Below are 16,266 nucleotides of genomic sequence, written 5' to 3'. Positions count from 1 at the left end.
GAAGGCGCGTTTCTGGGCGAGGCCCCACCATATCGGGTGGATAGGGGGGAGAACCCCAGCACACCGACCTGAGGGGCCGCCCGCCTTCTTTTTGTGTTCCCCCCCCCCCGCCACGTACGAAAGACGTACGCGAGACGTACGTGACGCGGTGATCAGGCGACCGCGAGCTCCACCTTGATGTTGCCGCGCGTGGCGTTCGAGTACGGGCACACCTGGTGCGCCTTCTCGATCAGGGACTGCGCGGTGGCCGTGTCCACGTTCGGGATGGAGGCGATGATCGCGACCTCGAGGCCGAAGCCGCCGGCCTCGGTCGAGCCGATGCCGACCTTGGCGGTCACGGTCGAGCCGGAGATGTCGGCGTTCTCCTTGCGGGCGACCACGCCGAGCGCGCCCTGGAAGCAAGCGCTGTAGCCGGCCGCGAAGAGCTGCTCGGGGTTGGTGCCCGCGCCGCTGCCGCCCATCTCCTTCGGCGGGTTGACGACGACGTCGAGCTTGCCGTCATCGGTGGCGACGCGGCCGTCACGGCCGTTCTCGGCGGTGGCGACGGCGGTGTACTTGACGTCGATCTGCTGGATGGACATAAGTGCCGGTTCCTCCTGAGATGTTCCGCGATGCGCGCCCACAGTCGCGACAATGTGGAATCACTTTATCGGATGCCGGAAGATGAACTCCGGCGATGCACCTCGCGTGCCCGCGACTCAGGCCAGGGAAACGATCATCTTTCCCGTGTTCTCGCCGCGCAGCATGCCGAGGAACGCCTCCACGCCGTTCTCGACACCCTCGACGAACGTCTCGTCGTACTTGAGCTCACCGGAGCGGATCCACCCGGCGACCTCGGAGACGAACTGCGGCTGCAGCGCCTCGTGATCCCCGACGAGCACGCCCTGGAGGCGCAGGCGCTTGCCGATGATCATGGCCATGTTCCGCGGGCCCGGCGTCGGCTCGGTATTGTTGTAGGCCGCGATCATGCCGCAGATGGTGGCACGGCCGTGCACGTTCATGCGGCTGATGGCGGCTTCGAGGTGCTCGCCGCCCACGTTGTCGAAGTAGACGTCGACGCCGTCGGGGGCCGCGTCCTTCAGCTGCTCGACGACCGGGCGCGGGTCCTTGTAGTTGAACGCGGCGTCGAAGCCGTACTCCTCCACGAGCTTCTTCACCTTCTCGTCCGAGCCCGCCGAGCCGATGACGCGCGAAGCGCCCTTGAGCTTGGCCATCTGGCCGACCTGGGAGCCGACGGCGCCCGCGGCGCCGGAGACGAAGACCGAGTCACCCTCCTTGAACGAGGCGACCTCGAAGAGACCCGCGTACGCGGTCAGGCCCGTCATGCCGAGCACGCCGAGGTACGCCGAGAGCGGCGCGGCCTGTGCGTCCACCTTGGTGGCGTGCTTGGCCGGGAGGGTCGCGTACTCGCGCCAGCCCGCGAAGTGCAGGACGTTGTCGCCCACCGCGAAGCCCTCGGCGTTCGACGCGACGACCTCGCCGACCGCACCGCCCTGCATGGGCTCGTCCAGCTTGAACGGCGGGGTGTACGACTTCACGTCGTTCATCCGGCCGCGCATGTACGGGTCCACGGAGAAGTGCAGGTTGCGGACGAGGATCTGGCCGTCGGCCGGGACGGAGACGGGGGCCTCGCGCAGGGCGAAGTCCTCCGGGACCGGCCAGCCGTGCGGGCGGCGCACGAGGTGCCATTCGCGGCTGACGGCGGGGAGCTGGGACCCGGGGGCCTCGGGGGTGACGGACATGCGGGCGTCCTCCTGCTGATCAGGCTGCCGTTTCCAGCAGGCTGCTGTGACGGAAATGCTTCAGGTTGTGAAACAACCATGCTCCTACATATTTCATGATGTCAAGTATCGGGGTAGCCTGGAGCGCATGGCCACCACCAGCTCCCGCACCCCGCGCACCGACCCTCTGACGCTCGAAGTCGTCGAGCTCATCGGCACGGTCGTCGCGCGTTACTACGAGGAGTACGACGCCGCGGCGGGCAAGCACGCCCTCACCGGCGCGCAGGCGCGCGTTCTGGGGCTGCTCTCCATCGAGCCCCTTCCCATGCGGCGCATAGCCCAGAAACTGAAGTGTGAGCCGTCGAACATCACGGGGATCATCGACCGGCTCGAGGTGCGCGGACTCGTCGAGCGGCGGCCCGACCCGGCCGACCGCCGCGTGAAGCTGGCGGCGCCGACGGAGGAGGGCCTCACGGTCGCCCGCAGCCTGCGCGATTCGCTGGACTTCGCGCGGGAGCCGCTGGCCGAGCTCACCCGCGAGGAGCGGCTCTCGCTGCGCGGGCTGCTGCGGAGGATGGTCGGCGAGGACGCGGGGTGACCTCCCCCGCCTCGTAGCGGTCGACGTAGCGGTCGACCGCTACGTGCACCACCACAGGAAGCGGTCGCACGTCTCCGAGGGCTCGGGCTCGGGCGTCGGATCGGGCTGCTGTGTGGTCGGCGGGGGTGTGGGGCGCGTGGTTCCGGGGGTGTCCGGGGCATCCGGCGAACCCGGGTCGTCGGGCGCGGACGTCGTGACCGGAGCGGCGGAATCAGGGTCCTTGTCGGCCTCATCCGACTTCCCGTCGCCCTTGGCTTTCCCCGCCCCCTTCGACTCCTTGGACTCCTTGTCCTTCTTCGCGGACGCCGCATCGGACTCCGACGCCGAAGGCGCGCCCGACGCGTCCGCGGCGGACTCGGCGCCCGTCGCCGCGCCGCTCTCCGGGTCCGTCGGCGCCCCCGACGCGGACTCGCTCCCTGCCCCGTCCGGCGAGGACGCCGCACTCGGTTCGTCCGAGGGGCCCTCTGTGCCGAGCTCCGCCAGGCTCAGGCCACCGGCCGCGAGCGCGAGCCCCGCGGTGATCAACAGGACCTTGCGGCGTCTGCGCCGGTGCGCCCGGCGTCCGCGCTCCCGACGGCGGCCCCTGCCGCGTGGCGCATCGTCGTGCGCGCGCTCGGAATCGTCCGGTTCGGCCTGCGCCGCGACCGCCTCCGCGTACTCACGGCAGGCTTCGGCCGGGGTTCCGCACCCCGGGCAGGCCAGGGCGCCGTTGAGGTGCCTGTGGCACGGGTGGCAGTAGTCCATGAGGCATGGAGGCTAAGTGAGGCGCGGGTAACAGAGGAAGCCGCTGCCGTGAAGGTTGTGTGCGGAATCGAATGTTCCAGCGGCATCGACTTCCCCTATGGGGCAAACCGCCTCTCCCTGCCCGGTCTCGGGGCTCCCCTGACCGTCGAAGCTAACCGGCGAACGCCGCCTGTTCCACGCCCTGCCCGGCGTCCGGCACCACGAGCACGGATCCGGACATGGGGTGCGGCGCCGCAAGTCCCGTACTGGCGGAGGTGATGTACAGGTCGCGCAGCCCCGCGCCGCCGAACGCGCACGCCGTCGGGCGAGCCACCGGCAGCTCGATCACCCGGTCCAGGTCGCCGGACGGGGTGTAGCGGCGGACGGCGGCGCCGTCCCACAGGGCGACCCAGACGCAGCCATCGGCGTCGACGGTGAGCCCGTCGGGGTATCCGGCGTCGGCCTCGATGGTCGCCAAGGGACGCCTGGAGAGCGGGAGTTGGTTGTCACCCAGTTCCAGTACGTCGATGCGGCGCGTCGGAGTGTCGACGTAGTACATCAACCGGCCGTCCGGGCTCCATCCCGTGCCGTTGCTGACGGACACGTCACCGAAGACCTCGGTCGCGGTGCCGTCACCGGTCAGCCGGATCAGGTTGCCGCCGCCCGTCGCCTCGTCGTAGCGCATCGTGCCCGCCCAGAGCGCGCCGTCGGGGGCGACCACCGCGTCGTTGCCACGGCGGCCCGGCACGACCTCGTGGTGCAGCCAGCGGAACGCGCCGCCGTCCGCCATGGAGTCGTAGAGGCCCACGCCGTCACGGAGGTTGACCACAAGGCCGCCTCCCGCGCGCGGCTTCGCGGCGCCGACGTGCTGTTCGGTGGCCATGACCGAGCGGTACCCGGTCGACGGGTCGTACGTGTGGACGCGTGAGCTCAGGATGTCGACCCAGATCAGCCGCTGGGCGGCATGGTCCCAGGTGGGGCCCTCGCCGAGTGCTGCCTGCGCGCGTACCGCTATGTCCATTGCGGCAGGCTACCCGCACGGCCCCGCACGGCCCACCCCAGTTCCAGGTCAGCCCGTGCTTCTCGGCCCGCCCTGCTCAGCCCGTCCTTCTCGGCCCGCCCTGTTCAGCCCGTCCTTCTCATCCCACCCATCCCAGACCGCCCATCTCAGACCACCCGCCCCAGCTCCCCTCGCAACCGCCTTGCCCTGAGCACGAGTTCCATCTCGAAGCGGCGGTCCGGGTCGTCGACCTCGTCGCCCCACAGTTCTCTGATCTGCCGCAGGCGGTAGCGCACCGTCTGCGGATGCACCCCGAGACGGGCCGCGACCTCCGGTGCGCCGCCCCGCGTCTCCAGCCAGGCGAGCAGTGTCTCGGCCAGGCGGCGGCCGTGCGCGGGGCCGCAGTGCGCGAGCGGGGCGAGGCAGCGGCGGGCCAAGTCCTCGATGAGCTCCTCAGGTTGGAGCAGGACCAGGGCCTCGGTGTGCTCGGTGCAGTGCAGGACCTCGCCCGACGGCAGAAGCCCGCGCTCCATCAGGCGGACCGCGGCCTCCGCCCAGCGCAGTGACTTCGCGGCGTCGGCGAGCGGTACGGGCGGGCCGATCGCACCGGACCAGCCCGCCATGGCGCGCCGAAGCAGCTCGGGGCGGCCCGCCGCTTCCGGGTCGGGGACGACCATGCGGGGCTGTTCGGTCTCCATGTCGAGCAGGACGCCCTGTTCGACGGCGGGCGCCACGGCTTCCCTCGCCGGGCGCAGGAGTACGCCGACGGCGACCCGCTCGGGCAGCTGCCAGCCGACGCGGGCGGCCCGTTCGTCGAGCGCGCTGCGGGCGCCGGGGCGCCTAGATGCGGAGTGCGGGCCACTCCCGGAACCAGAACCAGAACCGGAACCGGAACCGGAACCGGAACCAGACCCGGAATCGGCCGACGCCCCGGCCCCTGAGTCACCGCGCCGCTCGGCGAGCAGCAGCTCCATCAACTTCCGCTGCAGGCGCAGCCGTTCACCGGCCTGGCGGGCAGCGGCCTCGGCGTACCCGCGTACGGACTGGTCGACCAGGCCGTCCAGATACTCGAAGCCCGACTCGGCGAGTTCGTACATGGCCGGTGGCGGGATCTCGATCTTCTGGCCGATCTCGGCAAGGCGGCGCCAGGCGAGCCGTACCCCGAGACGGTAGATCGCCTGGAGCGAGTCGAGGCTGCGGCCGTGCAGGCCCTCACCCCTGCCGAACTCCTGGAAGACCTCCAGCGGATAACACGGCCGCCCCTCGGCGGACGCGAGCTGCTGGACGAACCCTTCGAGGGCGCGGCGGATGCCGATCAGCGCCATGGGCTCGCCCGAGTCGTCGAGGACGACGGGCAGCCCCGGATACTCGGCGCGGATCTCCCGCAGGATGTCCTGGGCGAGGGAGGGCACTTCGTCCAGGGCGAGCGCGGCGAACTGCCGTACCTGCACGGGCGGTACGTCGCGCCAGGCCGAGCGGGTGGGAAGCCCCTGGCTCTCGGTCACGGGCACGGCCACTCACTGCCCCTGTGGGGGAGCCTCGAAGTGCACAAGGGGCGTGTTGGGCTGTTCCGGCGTCGCGTTCAGGGCGGCGACGATGCCGAAGGCGGCGGCCACGGCGAGAACCGCGGCGGCTGCGGCGGTCAGACCGGCGGCGAGCAGTCGGTGCATGTCAGGGTCAGCCTCTCTGCTGGAGGTCGTCCCCACCCAGGTCGCACTGGTCGCACGGATGTCGTCCGTGCGGTTCGCACGGATGTCGTTCGTACAGTCCCGAACCGGCCCCGCCCGGCAAGTGCCCAGTCTCATCAACGCATTGACACTTCGTCAAGGGTCCGCCTAGCGTTCCGGCCCCATACGGCTCGGTAACACTTCTCACCCGCCCCCAGGAGTGCCGGATGCGCCGCACAGCCTCTCCCCTCTCGCTGATCCTCCTCGGACTCGGCGTCTTTCTGCTCGTCCTGGCCCCGATGCTCGCGTGGTACGTCGAGCCACGTGCGAAGCGCACGCCCGTCGACGTCGACATCACGACGGTCTTCAAGGGCAAGGGCAGCTATTTCGACACCGAGAAGATCAAGACCGTGCACGACAAGAACCTCACGATCACGCGTCAGGTGCGCGGCGACGTGGACGACAGCGACGACGAGCACGCGGTCTGGGACGTGTCCACGTCGGTCGATCCGGACAGCTCGCTCCCGGCCGCCGACCCGCACGATTCGCTCCAGTGGACGACGGAGCGCTGGGTCACCGACCGCAGGACGAACGAGCCGGTGCACTGCTGCGACGAGACGCCGTACTTCGAGGGCGAGGCCTACCTCAAGTTCCCCTTCGACGTGCAGAAACGCTCCTACACCTGGTGGGACAACACGCTCGGCGCGACCGTCCCGCTGACCTTCAGGGGCACGAAGAAGATCCAGGGGTACGAGGGCTACCGCTTCACCGCGAAGGTGAAGCCCGCGAAGACCGGAACCCGCCTTGTGCCGGGCCGCCTGGTGGGTCAGCCCAAGCGCAGCAACGTGCTCGCCGAGGAGTGGTACGCCAACCACGGCGTCGAGCTGGTCGCCGACAAGCGCACGGGCCGGATCATCTACGCGGCGATCGGCCCCCGCAAGACGCTGCGCGCGCCCGGCTCGGACAAGGACGCGACGGTGCTGCTCGACAGCGAGCGCATCGCGTTCACGCCCAAGACGCAGAAGGCGCAGGTCAAGCTCGCCGACGACGACAGCAGCCGCCTCGAGCTGGTGGGCGAGACGCTGCCCGTCGGGGCGGGTGCGCTGGGTGGGCTGCTTGTGATCGCGGGAGGCGTCCTCGTCGTACGGGGACGGCGGTCCGACAGCGGGGCGCACGGGTCGGACGGGCCGGGTACGGCGACGGAGCCGGACGGTCCGCATGGTGATACGTCCCCAACCACCCTGCAACCAAGCACGATGTGATGAGACGTCAGCTCTTGAAAGGCGAGAAATTGTCACTTCGGTGAGTAGCCGCGCCGAACACGGCAGCGAAAACTAACGACCCCACCCGAGCACAATCCCCGCACAGCCCCGCACAGCCCCGCACCGCCCCCGCACCGCCTCGCAGAGCCCCGCACCGCCTCGCACAGTACGAGCACAGCGCCCTTGCAAGCGACCCCCGACCGGTGCACCCCCCTCCAGAACCCCCATAGCACCTCACGGTTCCGCACCCTGACGAGTTGGAGCACGCATGCCCCAGCACGTGCCTTCCCCGCTGCGCGCCGCCACCCCGCGGGTCGCGCAACGGCCTCCGGCACCTCCCCCGCAGCCGCGCCGGATCGTTTTTCTGGCCCGCCGCGACCTCGCCAACCCGGCCGCGGGCGGATCCGAACTGCTCGTCGACCGGCTGGCCGACGGCCTGAGCAAGCTCGGCCACCAGGTCACCCTCCTGTGCGGGGGCCCGGCCGCGTTCCGCGACTACCGCGTCGTGTCGGCGGGCGGTGACCTCGGGCACTATCTGCGCTCGCGTTCCGCCTTCACCAGGCAGGTCGGCGACTGCGATCTGCTCGTCGAGGTCTGCAACGGCATGCCGTACCTGGCGCCGCTGTGGCACCGCGGGCCCACGTTGTGCCTGGTCAACCACGTCCACACCGATCTGTGGGGGATGCGCTTCCAAGGCGCGCTCGCCCCCGCGGCCCGGCTCGGCCGAAGACTTGAGCACTGGTCGCTCTCCGGCGCCCAGCGCGGCAATCTCCTGGTCGCCGTGTCGCCGTCGACGTCCACCGCCCTGCGCGCGATAGGCGTCGAGCGTGAGCGCATCCGCATCGTCCACAACGGGGTCGAGGAGCCGGGCCCGCTCCACCCCCGCTCGGACGAGCCGCTGTTCCTGGCGATGGGACGGCTCGTCGAGTACAAGCGCATCGATCTGCTGCTGCGGCTCTGGGAGCGCGTCAGGCCCGTCACCGGCGGACGTCTGGTGATCGTGGGCGACGGGCCCGAGCGGGCGCGGCTCCAGCAGCTCGCCGGACCCGGCGTGGAGTTCAAGGGCCATGTCTCCGAGGCGGAGAAGCACCGGCTGCTCTGCGAGGCCTGGATGCTCCTGCATCCCTCCGCCGTGGAGGGCTGGGGCCTGGTGATCACCGAGGCGGCGACCCGCTCGACGCCGGCGATCGGATTCGACGTACCGGGTGTACGTGACTCGATCGAGGACGGTGTGACGGGGCTGCTCGCCCGGGGCGAGAGTTCCTTCGCCGCCGCCTGGTGCACCTTGGCGCTCAGCGCCGAGCGGCGCAGGGCCTTCGGCAAGGCCGCCGGCGAGCGGGCCACCAGCTTCCGGTGGGCCAACTCCGTACGCGAGTTCCAAGCGGTGGCAGCCGAGGCGGTCGTCACGCACCAGACCGCGCCAGAGACCGCGCACCGGACCGCGCCACAGACCCCGCACCGGACCACGCCACCGAGCACGCACCAGGGGTCCGTGTGAAAGACCCGTCCCTGCGCCGTTCCGTCACCCTCTTCCGGGCCTTCCTGCGCGAGCAGCAAGAGCCCGAGCGGTGTTACACCCTGCTCGCCCGTGACGCCGCCGACCAGGTCGAGGCCTATGGACCGGTCAGGGACCGCGTCGTCGTCGATGTCGGCGGCGGCGGCGGTTACTTCACCGAGGAGTTCCGGCGGCGCGGCGCCCAGAGTTTCCTCTTCGAGCCGGACCCGGCCGAGCTGGGCGCCAAGCCCCCGGAGGGCGCCGTCGTCGCCGACGGATACCTGCTCCCCTTGGGGGACGGCGTCGCCGACGTCACCTTCTCCTCCAACGTCCTTGAACACGTGGACGATCCGCAGACGTTCCTCAGCGAGATGGTGCGGGTGACGCGGCCCGGTGGTCTGATCTACGTCTCCTTCACCAACTGGTACTCGCCGTGGGGCGGCCACGAGTGGGCGCCCTGGCACTACTTGGGCGGCGCCCGCGCGCGGGCCCGCTATGAACGGCGTACCGGCAAGGCAGCCAAGCACACCCTCGGCGAGAACCTCTTCGCCCACCACATCGGACCGACCCTGCGCCAAGTCCGGGCCAGGGACGACGTGTCCGTCGTGTCCGCGCGGTCCCGCTACTGGCCGTTCCTGGCCGGTGGCATCACCAAAGTGCCGGGTGTACGCGAGTTCGCCACCTGGAATCTCCTCCTCATCCTCAGGCGGTGTCCATGACCACGGTCCAGGCCCCACCCCCGGCGGCAGTCCGGCCCACGGCTGACGCCCCCGAACCCGGCGGAGGCCCGCGCTCGCGGCGCTGGCTGCTCGGGTTCTGGGCCGTGGTGTTCGTCCTCCTCCTGACCGTGAAGCCGGGGCGGATGACGTTCGACACCAAGCTGGGTGTGGCCGTCGACCCCTGGCAGTTCCTCTCCGACCTGGGCCAGCTCTGGCACGACCGGGGCGGGTTCGGCGGGATCCAGGACCAGTACGTCGGATACGCGTGGCCGATGCTGCCGTTCTACGGCCTGGCCAAGCTCGTCCACCTCCCGGTGTGGCTCGCGGAGCGGCTCTGGATCTCGCTGATCGTGGCCGCCGCGTTCTGGGGCGTCCTCCGGCTCGCCGAGAGGATGCGGATCGGCAGCGGCGCGAGCAGGCTGCTCGGCGCGGTGGCGTTCGCCCTGTGGCCGACGTTCACGATCGTCGTCGGCTCGACCTCGGCGGCGGCGCTGCCCGGCGCCCTGCTGCCGTGGGTGCTGCTCCCGCTGACGAACGACCGGATCAGCGCGCGCTCCGCCGCTCTGCGGTCCGCGCTCGTCATCCCCTTCATGGGCGGTGTGAACGCGGCGGCGACGCTGGCGTCCTTGCTGCCGGTGGGTCTGTATCTCCTTTCGAGACCGAACGGTCCGCGCAAGCGGAAGCTGATCACCTGGTGGGTGCCCGGCGTCATCCTCGCCACCGCCTGGTGGGTGGTGCCGTTGTTGATGCTGGGCATCTACGGCGAGAACTTCCTTCCCTACGTGGAGACTTCGGCCACGACCACCGGCACGATGTCGGCCACGGAGGCGCTGCGCGGCGCGGGCAACTGGGTCGCGTATCTGCACTTCGGCGAGGCGTGGCTGCCCGCCGGGTGGTCGGTCGCGACGTCCGTGCTCGTCGTGGTCTGCTCGGCGCTCGCCGCCGCCCTCGGCCTGGCCGGGCTCGCGCGGCGCGACATGCCCGAGCGGCGCTGGCTGGTCCTGACCGTGCTCTCGGTCGTCCTGGTCACGCTGGCCGGGTACGGCGGCGCGTTCGGGGCGCCCTTCCACGAGACCATGCAGTCGTGGCTGAACGGCTGGCTCGTGCCCTTCCGCAACATCTACAAGTTCCAGACGGGCCTCGCGCTCGCCCTCGTCCTCGGCCTGACGCATCTCGTGGGCGTGGCCGCGCAGACGCGCGGGGCGCGGCCGGTGCGCGGGCGGCGCTACGCCCCGCTGATCGCCGCCGTGCTGGTCCTTCCGGGGCTCGCCCTCCCCTACCTGAGCGGCTCGATCCTTCAGCCCGGTTCGTTCAAGAAGCTGCCGACCTACTGGCAGACGACGTCCGACTGGCTGAAGAAGTACTCCCCCGACTCGCGCGCGCTCGTGGTGCCCGCCACCGCGCACGGCATCTACACCTGGGGCTCCCCCATCGACCAGCCCCTCGACGTGCTCGCCGACTCCCGCTGGGCGCAGCGGGACTACGTGCCGTTCGGCACGCCCGGCAACCGGCGCGCGATGGACGCGGTGGAGCAGGCGCTCGCGACGGGCGGCGACGTCCCGGGCCTGCGCGACTACTTGTCGCGCGCGGGCATGTACTACGTCGTCGTACGCAATGACCTCGACCCCGACCAGATCGGCAACGTACCGACCGCGACCGTCAAGCGGACGCTGGAGGAGTCGGGATACAAGCGGGTCACCGGCTTCGGTCCGACGGAGACCGGCGGCATCATCCCGAACGACACGCCCCTCCAGGTCGAGGGCCTCTACCCGCGCCAGCGCGCGGTGGAGATCTACGCCCCGGGAGCGGGCGGTCAGCGGCCGGGACAGGCCGGGATCAAGCCGGTCTCGAACACGGCCGTGGTGAGCGGCGGCCCCGAGTCGCTGCTCCAGCTGTCCGCCGACCCCTCGATGCGGGACCGTCCCTCTGTCCTGACGGGCGACAACCACCCGGGCGTCGGAACTCCCGCCCTGCAGGCGGTCGGTGACGGTCTGCGCCGCGCCGACACACGCTTCGGCCTGGTCAACTCCAACACCTCCTATACGTACACACCCGGCGAACGCAACGCGAGCGGGGCCCTCCAGGACGCGGGCAAGAAGCCGCACCAGATCCTGCCCACCGAGGGGATCGAGCACCAGACGACGGCCGAGCTGCGCGGCGCGAAGTCCGTGACGGCGTCGAGCTACGGCAACTGGCTCTTCCACCTGCCGCAGTACGACCCCGTGAACGCCTTCGACGGCAACCCGGACACCGCGTGGGCCGAGGGCAGTCCCGGAAAGCCGAAGGGCGCCTGGATCAAGGCGGAGTTCCGCTCCAAGGAGTCGATCCCCTCCTCGATCCGGGTCACTCCGCTGCCGCAGGACGGCGTACGGGCCGCGCCCACGCGGGTGCGGGTGGAGACGGAGCAGGGCAGCCGCACGAGTCCGCTGCAGCCCAACGGCATGCGGCAGCGCATCAAGGCGCCCGCAGGTGAGTCGAGTTGGCTGAAGGTCACCGTCCTGGACGCGCAGATCGGCCGCGAGGGCCTGACGGGCGCCGGGTTCTCGGAGATCACCGTTCCGGGTGTACGGGTGACGAAGCTGCTGCGGCTGCCCCAGGACACCGGGTCCTCCGCCAGGGTGCCCGCCGAGGGCGCCGAAGCGACGACGTACTCGATGCACCGTTCCTCGGACCCGAGCGCGCTGTCGCCGGTGAACGCCGAGTCGGGCCTGCACCGCCGCTTCTCGACTCCGGCCGAGGCCGAGTACGAGGTGAAGGCGAGCGCGGTCGCCGTGCAGGGGGACGAGCTCGACAAGCTGCTCTACAAGGTGGCGCCGGAGCAGAAGGACCAGATCATCGCGAGCGCGAAGTCCACGTCGAAGCTCGGCGGCAGTCTATCTCCGCGCAATCTCACGGACGGCGACCTGACGACGGCCTGGATCGCGGGCGACAATCCGGAGATCAAGCTGAAGTGGAAGGGCAAGCAGGAGATCGACGAGATCGTCCTGCCTGCGGCGGGCGGACTCTCGACCCGCCCCGAGAAGATCGAGATCAGCTCGCCGGACGGCGCGGCGGTCGCCGGTGTCGACGAGAACGGCAACGCGCGGTTCGCCCCGATCACCACGGACGAGCTGACCATCACCATCACGCAGACCGCGCCGCTGACGGTCCACAACCCGGTGGCAGACGCCCAGTTGCAGCTTCCGGTCGGGCTCACCGAGGTCTACGTCCCGGCTCTGGACAAGTACCGCACGGAGCAACCCCCGGCCTCGGACACCTTCGAACTCGCCTGCGGTGAGGGGCCGATGCTCGCCGTCGACGGCAAGCTGCACGCGACGAGCGCGAAGGGTTCGGTACGGGATCTGGTCGAGCGGCGGCCCATCGAGGTGACGCTCTGCTCGCGGGGCTCGGAGAACACGACCGTGTCACTCGGCTCCGGCGAGCACACCGTCGAGGCCGGGGACGCGGGCCCGCTCGCCCTCATGGACGTCTCGCTGACGCAGGGGACGCCGGGTGAGGTCGACAAGGAGTCCCGCTCCCTGAACATCAAGGACTGGCTCGGCGACCGCCGCGAGCTGTCGGTGGGCGCGGGCGCGTCCTCGTACCTCTCGACGTACGAGAACATCAACGACGGCTGGAAGGCCACGCTGAACGGCAAGGAGCTGTCGTCCGTACGCCTCGACGGCTGGCAGCAGGGCTTCCTGATCCCGAAGGGTGAGGGCGGCACGGTCAAGCTGTCGTACGAGCCGTCGCGGATCTACGAGATCGGCCTGATCGGCGGCGGTGTCGGCATCCTCGCCCTGATCGCCCTGGTCCTGATCCGGCGCCGCGAGCCGAACCCGGACGGGCCTGACGTGGCACCGCCCGCGCCGGGGCTGATTCTCGGCACGGTGGCGCTGACCCTGGTGGCCGTGGTCGTCGCGGGCTGGTTCGCGCTGCTCGTGCCCGCGCTCGCCCTGCTCGCGTGGCGCCGTCACGGGCTGCTCGTCCCGCTCGCGTTCGCGGCCATGGCCGGGGCGGGGATCGTGGCGGCGGTGGGGGCGGGTGAGCCGACCACGTCGGACGCGGGTGCGTTCAGCCCGGCCGCTCAACTCCTCGCTCTCATCGCCCTGTTCGCGGCGCTGGTGAGTGTGCGGGGGGCTGCCGCGGGGGCGTCGGCGGCATCCGGGGACGCCGGTGGCGAAGGGGGCGAGGCCGCTGTGTGGGGGCCGCCGCCCCATACTCCCCCGGCGACGCCGAACCCGGAGAGCGGCCGCACTCCACCGCTGGGGTCGCCGCTTGGGCCCGACCCGGACCTGGGCACGAGGCCGCTGCCGCGCCGGAAGCGCGGGGCGAGCGGGCCGGGTGCGGGCGGCGACGGCGGCAGCGGGGACGGGAGCGGCGGCCAGGACGCCGGTGGCGCGCCGCAGGCCACCAGCTCGACCATCTCCGCGCGGGGCCCCGCGTCCGCACAGGCGGAGCTTCCGCCGCCGGGCGCGCGCACCCCGCGGACCGCGCGGACCACGCGCTTCAGGCGGCACAGGCCAAGGCCGTCGGACGGGCTCACGGGAGCCACGGCACCGACCGCCTCCCAGGAGGAAACGGACCGATGACCGCACTCGATCACCCGGCACGTCACGCGGACGGACCCGAACGGCCCCCGGAGCGCGTGCCGTTCCCCGTCGTCGACGAGGTCTCGCGGCACTGCCTCCAGGAGGAGGAGCCGGAGACGGTACACATCGAGGTCCACCTGCCCGGCAGCCCGGACCCGGCCCGCCTGAAGGCCGCGTTCACGGAGGCCCTGCGCCGCCACCCGCGCATCCTGATGCGGGAGGCGCGGGGGCCTTGGTACCGGCGCCGCTACGAGTGGGAACTGACGCCGGGTCCCGACGTGGAGGTGGTGACGTTCCCCGCGCCGGAACGGGACGCCCTGAAGAAGGCCCGCACCCGCTCCCTCTCCCAGGCCCCACCCTTGTCGGCGTCTCCGCCGATCCGCCTGGAGGTGATCGCCTCGGACAGGGAGGGCGACACGGTTGCCTCCGGCAGGGGCGGCGGTTCGAGTGGCGCCCCTGCCTCTGCCCCTGCCCCGGGCGGGGCGCGGGGCGCCGCGGGCGGAGAAGGCGTCGGGGCGAACGGCGTGGCCGCCGCGAGTGGCGAGGCGGGTGCGAACGGCCCCGGAGATGCGGCTCACGCCACCGGCACCGAGACCCCCGGCACGGGCGGCGCGCCGGTCGGCCCCGCCCGTACCGGCACCCCCGGCGCTCCGGGAAGCACCCATCCCGGAGCCGCTCCTTCCGCCCCGTCCGCCCCGTCCGCCCCGTCCGCCCCGGGCGACGTCAGCACCCCCGGCACGGGCGGCGCGCCCACCAGCCAGGGGCGCCCCGCCGGTGAGAAGCGACCCGCAGGCAAAGGCAGCGTCCTCTTCCTCACCATCAATCACACCGCCCTCGACGGCCCCGCCTGCCTCCGCGTTCTCGCCACAGCCGCCGAGCTGTACGGCGGGCAGGACAACTCCCCCGCCGCGCCTCCCCTGCGCGCGGCACCCTCCTCCGCCGCCGTGCCCGAGAGCGCGGAGGCGGTCGGTGACGCGGGATCCGGCTGGGCTCCCCCCGCCCGTGTCTCCCGTGGCACCCCCGAGCCCTCGCCCGGCAACGGCATGCTCGTCGTCGAGTTGCCCGTGCCGCGGCGACCCAAGGGGGCGCCGTTCACCGTGAACGATCAGCTCATGGTGGCGACCGCGCTGATGATCGCGCACTGGAACCGGGAGCACGGGGCACGGCCCAGGCCCTTCCGGATCACCATGCCCGTCGACGACCGGCCCCGCAGTATGGAGATGCCCATCGGCAACGGCACCCGGCTCGTCGAAGTGCCGTTCACCGCAGCCGAGTTGACCTCCGAGGACTGGGGCCCGCAGGACATCGGGGCACTGCTGCGGCGCACCGCCGACCGCACCCGGGCCCTCAAGGCGCTCCCCCGGCCCCAACTCGGCCGCGGCGCCGCTCTCCTGACCTCGCCCGTCCTGCCCGTCACCCTCAGAGCCGCCGTCACGCGGGGCCTGCGCAGGGCCGCCGCGCCCTGGACCTCCACCACGCTGCTCAGCAACATCGGGCGCGTTCCGTACTCCCTCGACTTCGGTGACGCCGGACGCGCGCACGCCGTCTGGTTCTCCGCGCCCGCACGCCTGCCCCGCGGCCTGACCGTGACCACGGCGTCCACCGCGGGCCGTCTGCACGTCGCCCTGCGCTGGTCGAAGGCCCTGCTCAGCAGCGGCGACGGCACCCATCTGCGCGACCTCTTCGAGCACTACCTCCACGCCACGGAGCACACGGAGTACACGCAGGAGGGGACGACACCATGACGACGAGTACGAGTACGAGCACTGGCACCCGCACCGCCCCCCGCGACCTGAGGGACTTCTACGAGGACCCCTCCGTCCCCGTCGCGTCCGGCGACGCCCGCAGCCTCCGCCAGGCCCGGATGCTCGCCGACGCCATCGGCCCCGCCACCGCACGTACCGCCGTCGTCCTGGACATCGGCTGCGGCGACGGCACCGCGGCGGCGACCGCGGCACCGCTCCTCGCGGGGCATCGCGTGATCGGCGTCGACTGGTCGCAGGACGCCCTCAAGCGGGCGCACGCGCATCTGCCGTACGTCGTACGCGGTGAACTCACCGACGGTGGCCTTCCGTTCGCCGACGGAGCCGCCGACGCCGTCCTCTTCAGCGAGGTCATCGAGCATCTCGTCGACCCCGACAGCGCGCTCGACGAGCTGCGGAGAGTGCTCAGGCCAGGAGGGCATCTGATGCTGTCCACACCCAACCTCGCCGCCTGGTACAACCGCGGGCTCCTGCTCGCGGGGGTGCAGCCCGTCTTCTCGGAGGTCAGCCTGCGCGGCATCCACGGACGCCCGGGGAGCGAGGTCGTCGGGCATCTGCGGCTCTACACCGCCCGCGCGCTGCGGGAGTTCGTCGCCGCGTCCGGCTTCGACGTCGTACGTGTCGCCGGTGCGCCCTTCCACGGCGTACCGCGTCCGCTGCGCGCCCTGGACCGACTCGCCTGCGCCGTGCCGAGCGCCTCGTCGATCCTGCTGCTGCACGCCCGAAGGAAGTAGCGCCATGTGGTGG

The 16,266-nt window shown here is 71.6% G+C and carries 13 protein-coding genes; 7 read left to right on the top strand and 6 right to left on the bottom strand.

Features of this window, described 5'->3' with window-relative positions; translation table 11 throughout:
* Positions 1–152: 152 nt before the first annotated feature.
* Positions 153–581 carry an organic hydroperoxide resistance protein gene (locus ACZ5CR_RS07640; protein WP_383266756.1) on the bottom strand — a complete coding sequence of 143 codons (429 nt, stop codon included), beginning with the start codon at positions 579–581 and terminating at the stop codon, positions 153–155.
* Positions 582–698: 117 nt separating this feature from the next.
* Positions 699–1,742, bottom strand: a complete 1,044-nt coding sequence (locus tag ACZ5CR_RS07635; RefSeq protein ID WP_468854577.1) for an NADP-dependent oxidoreductase — start codon at positions 1,740–1,742, stop codon at positions 699–701.
* A 127-nt stretch (positions 1,743–1,869) separates the two neighbouring features.
* Between ACZ5CR_RS07635 and ACZ5CR_RS07630 the strand changes: the two genes are divergently transcribed.
* Positions 1,870–2,319 carry a MarR family winged helix-turn-helix transcriptional regulator gene (locus ACZ5CR_RS07630; protein WP_468854576.1) on the top strand — a complete coding sequence of 150 codons (450 nt, stop codon included), beginning with the start codon at positions 1,870–1,872 and terminating at the stop codon, positions 2,317–2,319.
* Between the two features lie 39 nt (positions 2,320–2,358).
* On the opposite strand, the gene ACZ5CR_RS07625 is transcribed toward ACZ5CR_RS07630, so the two are convergent.
* The 4 genes from ACZ5CR_RS07625 to ACZ5CR_RS07610 form a co-directional block, all read right to left on the bottom strand.
* On the bottom strand, positions 2,359–3,063 hold the full coding sequence (locus ACZ5CR_RS07625) for an SCO2400 family protein (RefSeq protein WP_468854574.1): 705 nt from the start codon (positions 3,061–3,063) through the stop codon (positions 2,359–2,361).
* Positions 3,064–3,214: 151 nt separating this feature from the next.
* Positions 3,215–4,063, bottom strand: a complete 849-nt coding sequence (locus ACZ5CR_RS07620; protein ID WP_468854571.1) for an SMP-30/gluconolactonase/LRE family protein — start codon at positions 4,061–4,063, stop codon at positions 3,215–3,217.
* Positions 4,064–4,209: 146 nt separating this feature from the next.
* Positions 4,210–5,553 (bottom strand): PucR-like N-terminal domain-containing protein, encoded by a 1,344-nt coding sequence (locus ACZ5CR_RS07615; RefSeq protein ID WP_468854568.1) that lies wholly within the window; start codon positions 5,551–5,553, stop codon positions 4,210–4,212.
* A gap of 6 nt (positions 5,554–5,559) precedes the next feature.
* Positions 5,560–5,712: a hypothetical protein gene (locus ACZ5CR_RS07610; protein ID WP_383266769.1), complete on the bottom strand. Its 153-nt coding sequence runs from the start codon at positions 5,710–5,712 to the stop codon at positions 5,560–5,562.
* Positions 5,713–5,936: 224 nt separating this feature from the next.
* Here ACZ5CR_RS07610 and pgfA point away from each other — a divergent pair, with 224 nt between their 5' ends.
* The 6 genes from pgfA to ACZ5CR_RS07580 all read left to right on the top strand — a co-directional run bounded on the left by pgfA (position 5,937) and on the right by ACZ5CR_RS07580 (position 16,253).
* A complete protein-coding gene (pgfA, locus tag ACZ5CR_RS07605) occupies positions 5,937–6,971 on the top strand; it encodes a cell envelope lipid trafficking protein PgfA (protein ID WP_468854566.1) in 1,035 nt (344 codons plus the stop codon).
* A 268-nt stretch (positions 6,972–7,239) separates the two neighbouring features.
* Entirely contained in the window at positions 7,240–8,469 is a 1,230-nt protein-coding gene (locus ACZ5CR_RS07600; protein ID WP_468854564.1) for a glycosyltransferase family 4 protein, read from the top strand.
* Complete coding sequence (locus ACZ5CR_RS07595; protein ID WP_468854561.1) at positions 8,466–9,185, top strand: class I SAM-dependent methyltransferase; 720 nt, start codon at positions 8,466–8,468, stop codon at positions 9,183–9,185. Before ACZ5CR_RS07600 ends, ACZ5CR_RS07595 begins: the two co-directional genes overlap by 4 nt.
* The gene (locus ACZ5CR_RS07590) at positions 9,182–13,756 is read left to right on the top strand and encodes an alpha-(1->3)-arabinofuranosyltransferase (protein ID WP_468854831.1); all 4,575 of its coding nucleotides are present in this window, start codon (positions 9,182–9,184) and stop codon (positions 13,754–13,756) included. The genes ACZ5CR_RS07595 and ACZ5CR_RS07590 overlap by 4 nt, the downstream gene beginning before the upstream one ends.
* Complete coding sequence (locus ACZ5CR_RS07585) at positions 13,753–15,501, top strand: condensation protein (protein WP_468854560.1); 1,749 nt, start codon at positions 13,753–13,755, stop codon at positions 15,499–15,501. Before ACZ5CR_RS07590 ends, ACZ5CR_RS07585 begins: the two co-directional genes overlap by 4 nt.
* The gene (locus ACZ5CR_RS07580) at positions 15,498–16,253 is read left to right on the top strand and encodes a class I SAM-dependent methyltransferase (RefSeq protein ID WP_468854557.1); all 756 of its coding nucleotides are present in this window, start codon (positions 15,498–15,500) and stop codon (positions 16,251–16,253) included. The genes ACZ5CR_RS07585 and ACZ5CR_RS07580 overlap by 4 nt, the downstream gene beginning before the upstream one ends.
* Positions 16,254–16,266 lie beyond the last annotated feature (13 nt).

It is taken from the genome of Streptomyces sp. NPDC031274 (assembly GCF_055570235.1).
The sequence above is the reverse complement of the archived record's forward strand: the minus strand, read 5'-3'. Positions and strand labels throughout refer to the sequence as shown.